At 71.9% G+C, this 14,424-nt stretch carries 14 protein-coding genes; 6 read left to right on the top strand and 8 right to left on the bottom strand.

Features of this window, described 5'->3' with window-relative positions; genetic code table 11:
* Nucleotides 1-8: 8 nt before the first annotated feature.
* From ACH4S8_RS17260 to ACH4S8_RS17250, 3 genes are read right to left on the bottom strand one after another with little or no spacing between them, the layout of a single operon-like run.
* Nucleotides 9-1,142: an Mrp/NBP35 family ATP-binding protein gene (locus ACH4S8_RS17260; RefSeq protein ID WP_398394639.1), complete on the bottom strand. Its 1,134-nt coding sequence runs from the start codon at nt 1,140-1,142 to the stop codon at nt 9-11.
* Between the two features lie 44 nt (nt 1,143-1,186).
* A complete protein-coding gene (locus ACH4S8_RS17255) occupies nt 1,187-1,783 on the bottom strand; it encodes a DUF1003 domain-containing protein (RefSeq protein ID WP_398394637.1) in 597 nt (198 codons plus the stop codon).
* Entirely contained in the window at nt 1,773-3,095 is a 1,323-nt protein-coding gene (locus ACH4S8_RS17250; RefSeq protein ID WP_398394635.1) for a magnesium transporter MgtE N-terminal domain-containing protein, read from the bottom strand. The genes ACH4S8_RS17255 and ACH4S8_RS17250 overlap by 11 nt, the downstream gene beginning before the upstream one ends.
* Nucleotides 3,096-3,282: 187 nt before the next feature.
* Between ACH4S8_RS17250 and ACH4S8_RS17245 the strand changes: the two genes are divergently transcribed.
* The gene (locus tag ACH4S8_RS17245; RefSeq protein ID WP_398394633.1) at nt 3,283-4,041 is read left to right on the top strand and encodes a hypothetical protein; all 759 of its coding nucleotides are present in this window, start codon (nt 3,283-3,285) and stop codon (nt 4,039-4,041) included.
* Nucleotides 4,042-4,101: 60 nt separating this feature from the next.
* Here the strand turns inward: ACH4S8_RS17245 and ACH4S8_RS17240 are convergent, their stop codons facing one another.
* Entirely contained in the window at nt 4,102-4,638 is a 537-nt protein-coding gene (locus ACH4S8_RS17240) for a hypothetical protein (RefSeq protein WP_398394631.1), read from the bottom strand.
* 24 nt (nt 4,639-4,662) lie between these two features.
* On the bottom strand, nt 4,663-5,775 hold the full coding sequence (locus tag ACH4S8_RS17235) for a magnesium and cobalt transport protein CorA (protein ID WP_398394630.1): 1,113 nt from the start codon (nt 5,773-5,775) through the stop codon (nt 4,663-4,665).
* A 617-nt stretch (nt 5,776-6,392) separates the two neighbouring features.
* On the opposite strand from ACH4S8_RS17235, the gene ACH4S8_RS17230 reads away from it, so the two are divergent.
* Nucleotides 6,393-6,977, top strand: a complete 585-nt coding sequence (locus tag ACH4S8_RS17230; RefSeq protein ID WP_398394629.1) for a suppressor of fused domain protein — start codon at nt 6,393-6,395, stop codon at nt 6,975-6,977.
* Between the two features lie 127 nt (nt 6,978-7,104).
* Here ACH4S8_RS17230 and ACH4S8_RS17225 read toward each other — a convergent pair whose 3' ends face one another.
* Entirely contained in the window at nt 7,105-8,358 is a 1,254-nt protein-coding gene (locus ACH4S8_RS17225) for an MFS transporter (RefSeq protein WP_398394628.1), read from the bottom strand.
* A 163-nt stretch (nt 8,359-8,521) separates the two neighbouring features.
* Between ACH4S8_RS17225 and ACH4S8_RS17220 the strand changes: the two genes are divergently transcribed.
* The 3 genes from ACH4S8_RS17220 (at nt 8,522) to ACH4S8_RS17210 (ending at nt 11,712) form a co-directional block, all read left to right on the top strand.
* Nucleotides 8,522-9,163 (top strand): DUF6758 family protein, encoded by a 642-nt coding sequence (locus ACH4S8_RS17220; RefSeq protein ID WP_398394626.1) that lies wholly within the window; start codon nt 8,522-8,524, stop codon nt 9,161-9,163.
* A gap of 545 nt (nt 9,164-9,708) precedes the next feature.
* Nucleotides 9,709-10,566 (top strand): PHP domain-containing protein, encoded by an 858-nt coding sequence (locus ACH4S8_RS17215; RefSeq protein WP_398394624.1) that lies wholly within the window; start codon nt 9,709-9,711, stop codon nt 10,564-10,566.
* 540 nt (nt 10,567-11,106) lie between these two features.
* Nucleotides 11,107-11,712 carry a MarC family protein gene (locus ACH4S8_RS17210; protein WP_398394622.1) on the top strand — a complete coding sequence of 202 codons (606 nt, stop codon included), beginning with the start codon at nt 11,107-11,109 and terminating at the stop codon, nt 11,710-11,712.
* A 163-nt stretch (nt 11,713-11,875) separates the two neighbouring features.
* On the opposite strand, the gene ACH4S8_RS17205 is transcribed toward ACH4S8_RS17210, so the two are convergent.
* On the bottom strand, nt 11,876-12,028 hold the full coding sequence (locus tag ACH4S8_RS17205; protein WP_107065725.1) for a hypothetical protein: 153 nt from the start codon (nt 12,026-12,028) through the stop codon (nt 11,876-11,878).
* A gap of 228 nt (nt 12,029-12,256) precedes the next feature.
* Here ACH4S8_RS17205 and ACH4S8_RS17200 point away from each other — a divergent pair, with 228 nt between their 5' ends.
* Nucleotides 12,257-13,153 carry an NYN domain-containing protein gene (locus ACH4S8_RS17200; RefSeq protein WP_398394619.1) on the top strand — a complete coding sequence of 299 codons (897 nt, stop codon included), beginning with the start codon at nt 12,257-12,259 and terminating at the stop codon, nt 13,151-13,153.
* A gap of 138 nt (nt 13,154-13,291) precedes the next feature.
* Here ACH4S8_RS17200 and ACH4S8_RS17195 read toward each other — a convergent pair whose 3' ends face one another.
* Nucleotides 13,292-14,161, bottom strand: coding sequence for an alpha/beta fold hydrolase (locus ACH4S8_RS17195; protein ID WP_398394617.1), 870 nt, complete (start codon nt 14,159-14,161; stop codon nt 13,292-13,294).
* Between the last annotated feature and the right edge of the window lie 263 nt (nt 14,162-14,424).

Raw genomic sequence — 14,424 nt, 5'->3', positions numbered from 1 at the left:
CCCGGGCCCTAGAACTTGTTGCGCGGGGTGATGCCCAGCGACATGCCCGACAGGCCGCGCTGACGGCCGCCCAGCTTGCCCGCGATGGCGCGCAGCGCCGAGCCGGCGGGGGAGTCGGGGTCGGTCAGGACGACCGGCTTGCCCTCGTCGCCGCCCTCGCGCAGGCGGACGTCGATCGGGATGGAGCCGAGGACCGGGACGGTCGCCCCGGTGGTGCGGGTCAGACCGTCGGCGACCGACTGGCCGCCACCGGTGCCGAAGACGTCGACCATCTCGTCGCAGTGGGGACACGGCAGCCCCGACATGTTCTCGACGACGCCCACGATCTTCTGGTGGGTCTGCACGGCGATGGAGCCGGCCCGCTCGGCCACCTCGGCCGCCGCCTGCTGCGGGGTCGTGACGACCAGGATCTCGGCGTTCGGGACGAGCTGGGCGACGGAGATCGCGATGTCGCCGGTGCCCGGCGGGAGGTCCAGGAGCAGGACGTCCAGGTCGCCCCAGTACACGTCCGCCAGGAACTGCTGGAGGGCGCGGTGGAGCATCGGGCCGCGCCAGACGACCGGCGCGTTGCCCGGGGTGAACATGCCGATGGAGATGACCTTCACACCGTGCGCCGACGGCGGCATGATCATGTTCTCGACCTGGGTCGGCCGGCCCTCCGCGCCGAGCATGCGCGGCACCGAGTGGCCGTAGATGTCGGCGTCGACGACACCGACCTTGAGCCCGTCGGCGGCCATCGCGGCCGCCAGGTTCACGGTGACCGAGGACTTGCCGACGCCGCCCTTGCCGGACGCGACGGCGTAGACACGGGTGAGCGAGCCGGGCTTGGCGAAGGGCACCTCGCGCTCGGCGGTGCCGCCCTTCAGCGCGGTCGCCAGCTCACGGCGCTGTTCGTCGCTCATCACGTCGAGTTCGACGTCGACCCGCGTGACGCCCTCGACCCGCGAGACCGCCTCCGTCACCCGCTGGGTGATCGTGTCGCGCATGGGGCAGCCGGAGACCGTCAGGTACACGGCGACCGCGACCACGCCATCCGCACCGATCTGCACCGATTTGACCATCCCCAGTTCGGTGATGGGTCGGTTGATCTCGGGGTCGTTCACCGTCGCCAGTGCTTCACGCACCGCGTCTTCCGTAGCCATAGGGACGATGGTACGGCGCGACCCATGTGCCCCGGAAAGCCCTGTCACCGGTCGTCTACGTCACGTCCCTGCGACCGTTCCGCCGGGAATACGACCCGTCCGCCCCCGTGACCGTCGGGATGGCGGTCCTCCAGCTCCTTGACCAGGTCCTGCAGCTCGTTGCGGATCCAGTCGCGGGTGGCGACCTCGCCGAGGCCCATCCGCAGTGCGGCGATCTCGCGCGTGAGGTACTCGGTGTCGGCGATGGAGCGCTCGTTCTGCTTGCGGTCCTGTTCGAGGTTGACCCGGTCCCGGTCGTCCTGCCGGTTCTGCGCGAGCAGGATCAGCGGGGCGGCGTAGGAGGCCTGGAGCGACAGCATCAGGGTCAGGAAGATGAACGGGTAGTTGTCGAAGCGCAGGTGGTTCGGCGCGAAGATGTTCCAGACGACCCAGACGATGATGACGACCGTCATCCAGACGATGAACCGTCCGGTGCCGAGGAAACGGGCGATGCGCTCCGAGAGCCGCCCGAAGGCCTCCGGGTCCCACTCGGGCAGCAGCCTGCGCCGCGGCGGCTTCGGCTGGTCGAGCCGGGTGCGCGGGCGGGGGGCCGCCGTCGCCCCCGTGGCGGCCCGCTCACGGGCCTCACGGTCAGGCGCCATGGCGTCCCTCGGGGTGCTCCTCGACGCGTTCCTCGTGCATGCTCTCGTGCACGCCCTCGTCGAGGTGGAACTCCGTCTCCCGCCAGTCCTCGGGCAGCATGTGGTCCAGTACGTCGTCCACGGTCACCGCCCCGAGCAGCGAGCCGCTCTCGTCGACGACGGGCGCCGCGACCATGTCGTACGTGGCGAAGAACCCGGCGACCACCGGCAGCTCGTCCTCCGGGGCCAGCGGCTGGAGGTCGTCGTCGACGAGCGAGCCGACCAGGGTGGGAGGCGGATCGCGCAGCAGCCGCTGGAAGTGCACCGCCCCCAGGTACTTGCCCGTCGGCGTCTCGTCCGGCGGGCGGCACACGTACACCTGGGCGGCGAGCGCGGGGGAGAGGTCGGGGTTGCGGATCCGGGCGAGCGCGTCGGCGACGGTCGCGTCGGGCCGCAGCACGATGGGCTCGGTGGTCATCAGCCCGCCCGCCGTGCGTTCCGCGTACGCCATCAGCCGCCGCACGTCCGCCGCCTCGCCGGGCCGCATCAGCGTCAGCAGCCGCTCCACGTCCTCGGTGGGCAGTTCGGCCAGCAGGTCGGCCGCGTCGTCGGGGTCCATCGCCTCCAGGACGTCCGCCGCGCGCTCCTCCTTGAGCTTGCCGAGGATCTCGATCTGGTCGTCCTCGGGCAGCTCCTCCAGCACGTCGGCGAGCCGGTCGTCGTCGAGGGCGGCGGCCACCTCGCCGCGCCGCTTCGGCGACAGATGGTGCAGCACGTTCGCGAGGTCGGCGGGCCGCAGCTGCTCGAACGTGGCGAGCAGGCTCTCCGCGCCCTGTCCGTGCTCCTCCAGCGAGAAGCCGGTGACGGAGGACCAGTCGACCGTCATCGTCTCGCCCTTGGCACGGCGGAAGGCGCCGGCGCGCCCCCTGCGCACGAAGACCCGGCCGATCTCCCACTCCCTGCGGGCCGGCAGCTGCTGGATCGACACGTCCAGGACCGTCACCTCCTCACCCGTCTCGACGAGGGTCACGAGCCGGTCGAGCAGCTCGCCGAAGACGAGTCGTTCGGTGGGCCGCTGCTCGAAGCGGCGCACGTTCAGGACCCCGGTCGTGATGACCTGGCCGGACTCGATGCCGGTCACCCGGGTCATGGGCAGGAAGATCCGGCGGCGGGTGGACAGTTCGACGACGAGGCCGAGCATGCGCGGCGGCCGCCGTCCCACGCGCAGCATGGCGACGAGGTCCCGCACACGGCCCACCTGGTCGCCGTTCGGGTCGAAGACGGCGACGCCGGACAGGTGCGAGACGAAGATCCGGGGGGCGGCTGCGGCCATGCCCGCGCCTCCTTCGCCTCGATGCGTTCTGTCCCGTTCTGTCCGCTCGGTTGGGCTTCAGGCTAGCCCGTCCCGGTCGGGTACGCCCTGGTGGGCGGTCCGGACGGACTGCCTCCGCCGGACAGGTGCCGCACCGGTACGCTGCCGTACGCCGTTCGAGGACCGCGTAGGAGAGGCAGCCCCACCTGTGACCGCAATTCCCCAGGGCCTTACCCGCAGAGCCGTGACGGTGGCCGCGATGTGCGCGCTGGCCGTGACAGGGACGGCGCTGACGGGGTGCGGCAGCGAGGATCCGGACGCGGGCACGAACGGGGTCGGCAAGCTGTCCGCCGCGGCCATCCAGGCGAAGGCGAAGAAGGCGGCCGGGACGGCGTCGGCGGTGCGGCTGTCCGGGACCGTCGTCTCGGGCGGCACCACGTACACCCTCGACATGCGCCTGAAGTCCGGCGGCGGCACCGGCTCGGTCACCTCGAAGGGGGCCGGTTTCCATCTGCTGCGGGTCGGCGAGCACCTCTTCCTCAAGGCCGACGCCGCGTTCTGGGCCCATGAGGACCGCAAGGGCGGCGGCAAGCCGGGGGGCACCGCGGCGGCGGACAAGCTGGAGGGCATGTACGTGAAGGTGCCGACCGGCGACCCCGCGTACAAGCGCTTCAGCGGCTTCACCGACAAGGACGTCCTGCTCGACGGGCTGCTCGGGCTGCACGGCGCCCTCGGCAAGGACGGTCACCACGAACAGTCCGGCGTCCCCACGATCCGCATCACCGGCGACAAGGGCTCGGGCGGCACCCTGGACGTCTCCCTGCGGGGCACCCCGTATCCGGTCCTGCTCGGGCGCGCGGGCAACGCCGGCACGCTCCGCATGACCGACTGGGGCAAGGACTTCAAGCTGGCGGAGCCGGCCAGGAAGGACACCGTCGACTACGGGCAGCAGCTGCCCTCGTCGTAGTTCCGCGCGGCCCGGCGGGGGCTTTCGCCGCCCGCCGCCCGCCGCGGTACCAGCCGCGTACTAGCCGCGCCCGCGCCGCTTCAGCAGGAGCCGGGGCAGCGCCGCCGGAACCGGCCGACGGGTCGTCGCCGGGCTCGGCAGCGGCGGTTCGGCGAGTGATCCCTCGGGCAGGTCGGCGGTCGCGCCCGTCGGTTCCAGGCGCACCACCCGGCATGTGCGTGCCCAGCGCTCCGGCATGGCCTCGCCGTCCGGCGCGTTCAGCCGCTTGCCCTTGAGCTCCCCGACGGCCGCCTCCCACTCCGGGGTGTTCGCCGCGAGCTCCACGACGGTGGCGGACCAGGTGACGAGCCGCCCGCCCTTGTCCTTGCTGCGCACGGTGACCACCGCGTGGCCCCCGTCGGCCAGCCCGGGCAGCGGCTGCTCACCGGGCCCGTCGCCGACCAGGCAGGCCGCGCCGTCGTGCCACACGTGCCACAGCGCGCGGGTGGGCACCTCCTCGCCCGGGCCGGCGGGCGAGGAGGTGCCCCGTACCCAGATCAGCCCGGACTTCTTGGTGGCCTCCTCGACGAGGGCCTGGTCGAGCAGCTCTTGCGTCATGGGGCCCAGACTATCCAGCCCGCCCTACAGCCAGCCGTTGCGCTTCAGGATGCGGTGGATCGAGAGGCAGAGCCCGACCGTGATGCCCATGACCACCGGGTAGCCGTAGCGCGCGTGCAGCTCGGGCATGTACTCGAAGTTCATGCCGTACACACCGCAGACCATCGTCGGTACGGCGACGATCGCGGCCCACGAGGTGATCTTGCGCATGTCCTCGTTCTGCGCCACGGAGGCCTGCGCGAGGTTGGCCTGGAGGATCGAGTTGAGCAGTTCGTCGAAGCCGAGGACCTGCTCCTGCACGCGCGCGAGGTGGTCGGCGACATCGCGGAAGTACTTCTGGATGTCGGGGTCGATCAGCCGCATCGGACGCTCGCTGAGCAGCTGCATGGGGCGCAGCAGCGGCGACACCGCCCGCTTGAACTCCAGCACCTCGCGCTTGAGCTGGTAGATCTGCCCGGCGTCCGTGCCGCGCGGGGTGCCTCCCCGGCCCGGCGAGAACACCTCGGTCTCGACCTCGTCGATGTCGTCCTGCACGGCGTCGACGACCGCGATGTAGCCGTCGACGACATGGTCGGCGATCGCGTGCAGCACCGCCGAGGGGCCCTTGGCGAGCAGCTCGGGGTCGTCCTGGAGGCGGTGCCGCAGCCCGCGCAGCGACCCGTGCCCGCCGTGCCGGACGGTGATGAAGAAGTCCCCTCCGGTGAAGCACATGACCTCGCCGGTCTCGACGATCTCGCTGGTCGCCGTCAGCCGGTCGTGCTCGACGTAGTGGATGGTCTTGAAGACGGTGAACAGGGAGTCGTCGTAGCGCTCCAGCTTGGGCCGCTGGTGGGCCTGGACGGCGTCCTCCACGGCCAGCGGGTGCAGCCCGAACTCGCGGGCGATACCGGCGAATTCGTCCTCGGTGGGCTCGTGCAGACCGATCCACACGAAGCCGCCGTCGCGCCGCACCTGGCGCATGGCCTCCTGCGGTGTGAGCGGCGCGCGGGTCGCGACGCGGGCACCGTCGCGGTAGATCGCGCAGTCGACCACGGCCGACGGGGTGCCGGGGTCGCGGGTGGTGTCGTACGAGCCACTGTCCTTGCGCAGGGACGGGCGGGGGCGGACCGCGGCGCGCAGGTCACGGATCATCGACATGGCAGGCTCCTTCTCGCGGCGGAGGCGGCCGGGCGACGGTTGGAACTACCCGGAATGAGGACGTCCTGACTGCGGATGTTTGGCACGTCCACAAAGCGGGGAGCACCGCACCGTCGCGGTGGCAGCTTCGCTACTGATTCAGATCAGACAGATCAGGGGTTCAGATCGGACAGATCAGGCGGAAACGAAGCGCTCTTCCGTGGTGCGCCGGGCAACGCTGACACGTGCGCACACGATTGCGGGAGGCGGTAGCCGGCAGGGCCGAAGAAACCCGGTGGAACCAGCTACGAACTCAGCGACCGGAAGAGCGGGTGGTACTGCACGATCGACTTCGATCCATTGCAGCCCCACCTCCTCCGGTCGGTCCCCCGTGAGGGACGATCCATCCCCCGCGGGGGAGTCCGACTCCCTCCGAAGGGGAGTCAGATCAGTCTCAGTGCGTCGGAGCCCGGGAGCAACTCCCGCAGCGCCATGAGGGCCTGGGGGTCCTCAGTCATGCACTGCTCCGACCAGCGGCCAAGAGTATCAGCGCACCGATACGTCAAGGCCCCGCTTTGCGCGTTGTTGACCGGGGTCCGGTGTGCCCTGGCGTAATTGACGCGGCCTATGCTCGGTTCATGGCTGATGTTCTTCCTCTGGTCGAGGCCCGTTTGCGCTCCGCGCTGGGCGAACCCGACGCGCGGGCCGCGGTCACCTTCCTCGGCACCGACCGCATCGAGGTGCTGCGCTTCACCGAGGGCGACATCGTCCGCTACGCCACGCTCGGCATGTCCGCCCAGCCGATGGCCGATCCCACCGCCGTCCTCGCCGATCCGGTGAAGGGCCCGCGTGCCGAGCTGGTCCTCTCGGTCCGGCCGGCCGGGGCCGACACCGACAAGGTGCTCCGTCCCCTCGCCGTGCTCGCGGCCTCCCCCCAGGTCGAGGGTCTGGTCGTGGCTCCCGGCGCCTCGCTCGACGTGGGCGAACCCCTGTGGCCCGGCGCGCCGTTCACCTCCGTCCTGGTCGCCGAGTCCGGCGGTCTGGTGGAGGACCTGGAACTGGACGCTCCCGCCGATCCCGTACGTTTCCTGCCGTTGCTCCCCATGACGCCCAACGAGGCCGCCTGGAAGCGCGTCCACGGCGCCGCCGCCCTCCAGGAACGCTGGCTGAACGGCGGAACGGACCTGCGCGATCCGCTGCGCAGGTCCGTTCCGCTGGACTGACCGGCCGGACCGACCGGCCGGACCGACTGGTCGAAGTGACCGGCCGAGCCGTCCGACCGGATCGTCCGGACGGTCCCGGGTCCCGGGTCCGGGGCGTGACGGGACTTCACGCCGGGTTCCCGGTGGGTCAGTTGGCGAAGACCGTGACGCTGTCCTCGGCGGCGTGGACCGGCTCCAGTTCCCCGGCCTTCGCCGTGAGCGCGTCGCGCCGTACGTAGACCACCGCCGCACCCAGCAGCGCGGTGACCGCGGCGACCACGAACGGCACGTGGATGTCGCTCCACTCCTCGATCTTCGGGGCGAAGTACGGCGCAGCCGCCGCCGCGAACCAGCGCACGAAGTTGTAGCCGGCGCTCGCCACGGGGCGCGGGGCGTCGGAGACGCCGAGGGCCAGCTCCGTGTAGACGGTGTTGTTCACGCCGATGAAGGCGCCGGACAGGACCGTGCAGACGACCGCGGTGGTGTGGTCGCCGTAGCCGAGGACGAGCACGTCGGCGGCGAGCAGCACCAGGGAGCCGCCCAGCACCTTCAGCGAGCCCAGCCGCGCCTGCAGGCGCGGCGCCACGATCACCGAGAAGACCGCGAGCAGCAGACCCCAGCAGAAGAACACCGCGCCGGACCGGTACGGCGTCATGTCCAGCACGAACGGGGTGAAGGCCAGCACGGTGAAGAACGTGTAGTTGTAGAAGAACGCGGAGGCCGCGGCGGAGGCGAGACCGCCGTGCCCGAGGGCGCGCAGCGGATCGAGCAGCGAGGTCGTGCGCGCGGGCTTCGGCTGCTCCTTCAGGAACGCCGTGATGCACAGGAAGCCGACCGCCATCAGGAACGCGGTGCCGAAGAACGGGTAGCGCCAGCTGGCGTTGCCGAGCAGGGCTCCCAGCAGCGGCCCGCAGGCCATGCCGAGGCCCAGCGCGGACTCGTACAGCAGGATCGCCGCCGCGCTGCCGCCGGCCGCCGCTCCGACGATGACGGCGAGCGCGGTGGAGACGAACAGCGCGTTGCCGAGCCCCCAGCCGGCCCGGAAGCCGACGAGCTCGCCGACCGATCCCGAGGTGCCGGCGAGGCCTGCGAAGACCACGACGAGGGCGAGGCCGAGCAGCAGGGTCCTGCGGCCGCCGATCCGGCTGGAGACGAAGCCGGTCAGCAGCATCGCCACGGCGGTGATCAGGAAGTACGAGGTGAAGAGCAGCGACACCTGGCCGGGTGTGGCGTCGAGCCCCCGGGCGATGGACGGCAGGATCGGGTCCACGAGTCCGATGCCCATGAAGGCGACGACGGACGCACCGGTGGTCGCCCAGACGGCCCTCGGCTGACGCAGGATGCCGCCCGCGCCGGCGTCGAACGTGTCGCCCTCCGCGGGGCCTTCCGTGCTGTTGATCATGCCCGCTCCTCCGCTGTGCGCCGACTGGATCGTTGTCGTATACACACAATAAGTTAGGTGAGCTAATAAATGCAAGATGCACGTAGTTTTCGGCGTGGCGGGCCCGCGCCGGACGGGTGATCGTCCTTGACGTGGGCAGGGACGGGGAGGACCGTTGAGCCCTATGAGGGGCGAACCCAGTTGCCCGAAGTGTGGTGGCCGGGTCAGGGCTCCCGGTCTCTTTGCCGATTCCTGGCAGTGCGATGTGCACGGCACGGTGCATCCGCTGCAGCCCGTGATCCCGCCCAGCGTCGAGGCCCTCGGTGTGGTCGTGCACCGTGCCCGGGTGCCGGTGTGGATGCCGTGGCCGCTGCCGGTCGGCTGGCTGTTCACCGGGGCGGCGTTCGCGGGGGACGACCGCAGTGGAGGCAGGGCCACCGCCGTCGCCTGCTCGGGGCCCGGACCGCTGGGCGGCATGGGAGAGCTGATCCTCGTCGCCGAGGAACTGGGCGTCGGTCTCGGCGCCCGGTACGCGGGCATGGACGGGCCCGATCCCGGCCCGTACATGAGCGTCGAGAAACCGCCCCAGGCGAAGGTGCTCGCGGCGGGCCGTCCCACCCCGCTCTGGCATGTCTCCGGTTCCCCGGACGACCGCGCCGTCTTCGCGGGCGAGGCGCGGGGGCTGTGGCTGTGGGCCGTCGTCTGGCCCGAGCAGACCGGGCTGCTGATGTACGACGAACTGGTCCTGACGGATCTGCGTGACGCGGGCGCGGAGGTCGACCTGCTGCCGTGCGGCGCGCTGTCGCCGAGGATTCTGGAGCCGTAGGGCCGCGCCGCGCCTTTCGCGCCGGGCCACGTTCCCGGCGTGCCACGCCGTGCCGTTGCGTGCGGTGCCGCACCCGTGCCGGACCGCACCCGCGCGGGGTCGGGCCTTTCCGGGCCGCGCGGTACCGGGCTCCGGTGGCCCGGAGGGTGCCGCGGGTGGCGCTTCTGGAGCGTCAGGGGGTGCAGCCTGCGCGGACTCCGGGGTGCGGCCTGTCCGGGGGCGGGCGGTGCGGCGTGTCCGGGCGGTGTGGCGTGTCCGGGCGGTGTGGCGTGTCCGGGCGTCAAAGGGTGCGGCCCGCTCGGGTGCCGGAGGTGCGGGCCTGCGCGGACTCCGGGGTGCGGGCCTGCCCCGGTGTCAGGGGCGCGGTCTGCCCGGACCTCGGTCTCGGGGTGCGGCTCGCCCGAGCCTCGGGTTCCGGGGGCCGGCTCGCCCGGTCGGTGGAGAGTGTAGGGGGTGCTCCCCTCGTGCGGGTGTGACATCGGGGGGTGGAGTCCCGCTATCCTTGAGCGTCCCCATCCGTTCCGTCACCGCCTGGAGTCCGCGTAGTGCGTATCGACCTGCACGCCCACTCCACCGCCTCCGACGGTACGGACACCCCGGCCGAGTTGGTGCGCAACGCCGCCGCCGCCGGTCTGGACGTCGTCGCGCTGACCGACCACGACACCACGCGCGGGTACGCCGAGGCGATCGCCGCACTGCCCGAGGGGCTCACCCTCGTCACGGGCGCCGAACTCTCCTGCCGGATCGACGGCATCAGCATGCACATGCTGGCCTACCTCTTCGACCCCGAGGACCCCGCACTGCTCGCCGAGCGCGAACTGGTGCGGGACGACCGGGTGCCGCGGGCCCAGGGCATGATCGCCAGACTCCGGGACCTCGGTGTGCCGATCACCTGGGAGCAGGTGGCGCGCATCGCGGGCGACGGCTCGGTCGGGCGCCCGCACGTCGCCTCCGCGCTGGTCGAGCTGGGCGTCGTCGGCAGTGTCTCCGACGCCTTCACCGAGCAGTGGCTGGCCGACGGGGGCCGCGCCTACGTCCCCAAGCACGAGACCGACCCCTTCGAGGCGATCCGGCTGGTCAAGGGGGCCGGTGGCGTCACCGTCTTCGCGCACCCGGCCGCCGCCAAGCGGGGCCGCACGGTGCCGGAGTCGGTGATCGCGGAGCTGGCGTCCGCGGGCCTCGACGGCATCGAGGTCGACCACATGGACCACGAACCGGCCACCCGGGCGCGGCTGCGCGGTCTGGCCTCCGAACTGGGTCTGCTGACCACGGGTTCGTCCGACTACCACGGCAGCCGCAAGACCTGTGTGCTCGGGGAGTTCACGACCGACCCCGAGGTCTACGGGGAGATCACCCGACGCGCCACCGGGGCGTTCCCGGTACCGGGCGCGGGCGGAGCCTGAATCCCCGGACGCTCCACGCCGACGGGTCCGGCCGGGCCGGTGACCGAGGGCGCGTGACCGCGGCCGCGGCCGCCCCGACGGGCCGGTGCCGTCGAGTCCGGTGTGCGGGGCCCGTACGGACCGGGCCGGTGCCGTAGGACCCCTGCCCCGGATCCGTCCCCCGACAGCCGTCCCGCTCCCGCCGCTCGGCGCGCGCCGACGCCCGTGCCGGGTCCGGCCGGACGCCCCGCTCGCCTCGGACACCCCGGTCGGTACCGGGCCCCGACCGGCCGGTCGGGCCGTGCCGGCGCGGGCGTACGGCGGACCCGTGTCCACGCGGTGCGCGCCTTCGGGGCGTACGGCGGACCCGTGCCGCCCGCGGCGTACGTCCGGCGCCCACGCCCCTCCCGCTCGGCCGGAACCCGTGTTCACCGGCCCGTTCCCCGGCATCCGGCCCCGCCGGTCGTGCCGCCCCGTTCCGCCTCGCGGAACGACTGCCCGAAGCGGTGGCCGGAAGACCCGCCCACCCTCTCCCACCACCTCGCAAGGCTCTTCTTCACCATGTTCGACGTCGCCGTCTTCGGCTCCCTGTTCCTCACGCTCTTCGTCATCATGGATCCCCCCGGGATCACCCCGATCTTCCTGGCGCTCACCGCCGGCCGCCCCGCCCGGGTGCAGCGGCGGATGGCCGTCCAGGCGGTCTGCGTCGCCGGCGGCGTCATCACCGTCTTCGGGCTCCTCGGGCACCAGATCCTGGACTATCTGCACGTCTCCGTGCCCGCGCTGATGATCGCGGGCGGACTGCTGCTCCTGCTCATCGCCCTCGACCTGCTCACCGGCAAGACGGACGAGCCGAAGCAGACCAAGGACGTCAACGTCGCCCTCGTACCCCTGGGGATGCCGCTGCTCGCCGGGCCCGGCGCGATCGTCTCCGTGATCCTCGCGGTGCAGAGGGCCGACTCGGTCGCCACCCAGGTCTCCGTGTGGACCGCGATCCTCGCGATCCACGTCGTGCTGTGGGTGGTGATGCGCTACTCGCTGCTGATCATCCGCGTCATCAAGGACGGCGGAGTGGTCCTGGTGACCCGGCTCGCCGGCATGATGCTCTCCGCCATCGCGGTGCAGCAGATCATCAACGGCGTCACCCAGGTGATCCACGGGAGCTGACGGCCCCGGTGCGGCGTACACGTCGCGTACACACGGAGCCCCGCACGGCATCTCGCCGTGCGGGGCTCCGAAGTCTGTGAAGCGTCTGCTGTCCGCTGCGCCCTTCGCGTCCACGAGGCGCTTTCGGCGCGTCCTCGTACGGCGGAGCGGACGGTCGTCGTCGTTACGAGGCGGTTGTGTCGGCCGGGCGGATCCACAAGCGCTGCCCGATGGCGGCGGCCTGCTGAACGATCCGGTTGACGGAGGCGGCGTCCACGACAGTGCTGTCCACGGGCGTGCCGTCGACATCGTCGAGTCGCAGGATTTCGAAGCGCATGGGCTTCTCCCTTCGTCTGGTCATCCTCCTGAGGAGAACTACTTGAGTGTGTGGCGAGCGAGGCATCTCTGCACTCGCTCACACAGGGAGTCAACGGGGTGCGTGTTACAAACATTCCCTACGCTAAGGAAATTTTTCGAGAACCTAATTACCGACGGGTAGCCCGCGTGGCGGAGACTGAACGGCGCCGGTTGTGTTCGCAGCGTGACCGCCGGGACAATGGAAGCGATGAACGACGACCACGCGGCTCTCGCCGCCCGCATAGACCGTACGAACGAGCTGCTTCAGCGCATGCTCGCCGAGGTGTCGAAGACCCCCTCCACCCACGCGATCTTCGTCGACGCCGGATATCTGTACGCGGCCGCGGGGCGCCTCGTCGCCGGCACGGAGGACCGCCGTTCGTTCGACCTGGACACCGAGGGGCTCATCGAGGCGCTCATCGACCGGGCCCGCACGATCTTCGCCGACAGCCGTCTGCTGCGCGTGTACTGGTACGACGGCGCGCGACGCCGCATCCACACCGCGGAGCAGCAGTCCATCGCCGAACTCCCGGACGTGAAGGTCAGGTTGGGCAACCTGAACGCCAACAACCAGCAGAAGGGCGTCGATTCACTCATCCGCTCGGACCTGGAGTCCCTCGCCCGGCACCGCGCCATCAGCGACGCGGCACTGCTGGGCGGCGACGAGGACCTGGTCTCCGCGGTCGAGGCGGCCCAGGGCTACGGCGCCCGGGTCCACCTCTGGGGGATCGAGGCACCCGAGGGCGGCAACCAGGCCGAGCCGCTGCTCTGGGAGGTCGACAGCCAGCGCACGCTCGACCTCGACTTCTTCAAGCCGTATGTGGCCAGACGGACCGCCCAGTCGTACGACCCGACGGCGGCGGTCCGGCCCACCCGGGAGGACGTGCGCTTCGTCGGCGCCCAGATCGCCGCGAAGTGGCTGGCCGCCCGGGGCCGTGAATCCCTGAGCGAACTGCTTCCCGGGCACCCGTATCTCCCCGGCTCGGTGGACCAGGATCTGCTGGTCGAGGCCGAGGGCCTGCTCCAGTACTCCCTGCGCGGGCAGTCGGACCTGCGCCGCGCGCTGCGGGACGGCTTCTGGGAGCACCTGCAGGCCCAGTACTAGGCCCGGAGGGCTGCAGAGGGACTGCGGGCTCGGGAGGGGCCACGGACCTCGGACGGCCCACGGGCTCCGGACGGCCCACGGGCTCCGGACGGCCCACGGGCTCCGGAAGGACCGCGGGCTCCGGAGGGGCGGTCGGCTCTAGAGGGTGATGCCGTCCCAGAACGCGGCCAGGGCTCGGGCGGTCTCCAGCGGCTGGTCGGCGTTGGGGGAGTGTTCCGCCCCCTCGACGACCGTGCGGTGCGCGTCCAGCCGTACGGCCATCGTGTCCAGCAGGGAGACCGGCCAGGTGTCGTCGCGCGCGCCGGATATCACGTGCTTCGGGAGGGGGACGGCGGCCAGCTCGGCGACACGGTCGGGCTCGACGCACAACTGGCGGCCCGTCGCGACGAGTTGGGCGGGACTGTTGGCGAGCCAGCGGCGGCGCAGGTCGGCGAGGTCGTCGAGCCCCGCGTCCAGCCCGCCCGTGTCGGTCTCCTCGGGCGGCTCCATCGCCTGGATCGCCCCCCACACCTCGGCCATGCTCATCACGGCCAGCGCGTCCCGCAGCAGCTTGACGCGTTGCTGCTGCTGCTCGGAGATCTGCGCGGGGCCGGAGGCCATGAGCGTCAGGGAGACGAACGGCGACGGGTCGGCCAGCACCGCGGCGCGCGCGATCTGCCCGCCGAGCGAGTGCCCCACGAGATGCACGGGAGTGCCGACGGCGGCGGCCTGTGCGAGCACGTCCTGCGCCAACTCGCTCTGTGCGTAAGCCGTTTCGTCGTCCCGAGGCCCTTCGGTCTCGAACTGTCCGCGCCCGTCCACGGCAACCGTCCGCCAGCCCGCCGCGGCCAGGGGCGCGTGCAGCGCGATGAAGTCCTCCTTGCTGCCGGTGAACCCCGGCAGCAGCAGGGCGGTCCCCCTGGACCCCTCCTCCGGCACGGCGTCGAGCACGGCGAACTCGCCGCGTGAGGTGGACAACCGGTACGCGCGGACACCGGCGGGCGGAACGAACGTATAGGGCCTGCTCATGCGCAGGAGGCTATCGGGCGACGGCGACGGCCGCGCGACGGGTGCCGTGCGGCCGGGCCGGTGGCCGGTGAAGTCCGTCACGGGAGAACGCCGACGGCCCGGCCCCACCGGATGGGGGACCGGGCCGTCGGAGGGGAGATCAGCTCTCCGTGGGCTCCGTGGCGACCGCCTTGCGGGTGCGTCGGCGCGCGGCGGGCTTGGCCTCCGTGGCCTCGGCGGCCTGGGCCGGGATCTCGGCGTCGGCGACGGCCTTGCGGGTGCGT

The sequence above is a fragment of the Streptomyces sp. NPDC021080 genome, assembly GCF_044333225.1.
Classification (GTDB): Bacteria; Actinomycetota; Actinomycetes; order Streptomycetales; family Streptomycetaceae; genus Streptomyces.
This window is presented reverse-complemented; position numbering and strand designations above follow the sequence as displayed.

Excerpts from the sequence above, each read along its gene's own strand:
- ACH4S8_RS17250 (WP_398394635.1), bottom strand. The coding sequence starts at position 3,095 with ATGGCCGCAGCCGCCCCCCGGATCTTCGTCTCGCACCTGTCCGGCGTC.
- ACH4S8_RS17210 (WP_398394622.1), top strand. The coding sequence starts at position 11,107 with ATGTTCGACGTCGCCGTCTTCGGCTCCCTGTTCCTCACGCTCTTCGTC.
- ACH4S8_RS17255 (WP_398394637.1), bottom strand. The coding sequence starts at position 1,783 with ATGGCGCCTGACCGTGAGGCCCGTGAGCGGGCCGCCACGGGGGCGACG.
- ACH4S8_RS17200 (WP_398394619.1), top strand. The coding sequence starts at position 12,257 with ATGAACGACGACCACGCGGCTCTCGCCGCCCGCATAGACCGTACGAAC.
- ACH4S8_RS17230 (WP_398394629.1), top strand. The coding sequence starts at position 6,393 with ATGGCTGATGTTCTTCCTCTGGTCGAGGCCCGTTTGCGCTCCGCGCTG.
- ACH4S8_RS17205 (WP_107065725.1), bottom strand. The coding sequence starts at position 12,028 with ATGCGCTTCGAAATCCTGCGACTCGACGATGTCGACGGCACGCCCGTG.
- ACH4S8_RS17260 (WP_398394639.1), bottom strand. The coding sequence starts at position 1,142 with ATGGCTACGGAAGACGCGGTGCGTGAAGCACTGGCGACGGTGAACGAC.
- ACH4S8_RS17240 (WP_398394631.1), bottom strand. The coding sequence starts at position 4,638 with ATGACGCAAGAGCTGCTCGACCAGGCCCTCGTCGAGGAGGCCACCAAG.
- ACH4S8_RS17235 (WP_398394630.1), bottom strand. The coding sequence starts at position 5,775 with ATGTCGATGATCCGTGACCTGCGCGCCGCGGTCCGCCCCCGCCCGTCC.
- ACH4S8_RS17195 (WP_398394617.1), bottom strand. The coding sequence starts at position 14,161 with ATGAGCAGGCCCTATACGTTCGTTCCGCCCGCCGGTGTCCGCGCGTAC.
- ACH4S8_RS17220 (WP_398394626.1), top strand. The coding sequence starts at position 8,522 with ATGAGGGGCGAACCCAGTTGCCCGAAGTGTGGTGGCCGGGTCAGGGCT.
- ACH4S8_RS17225 (WP_398394628.1), bottom strand. The coding sequence starts at position 8,358 with ATGATCAACAGCACGGAAGGCCCCGCGGAGGGCGACACGTTCGACGCC.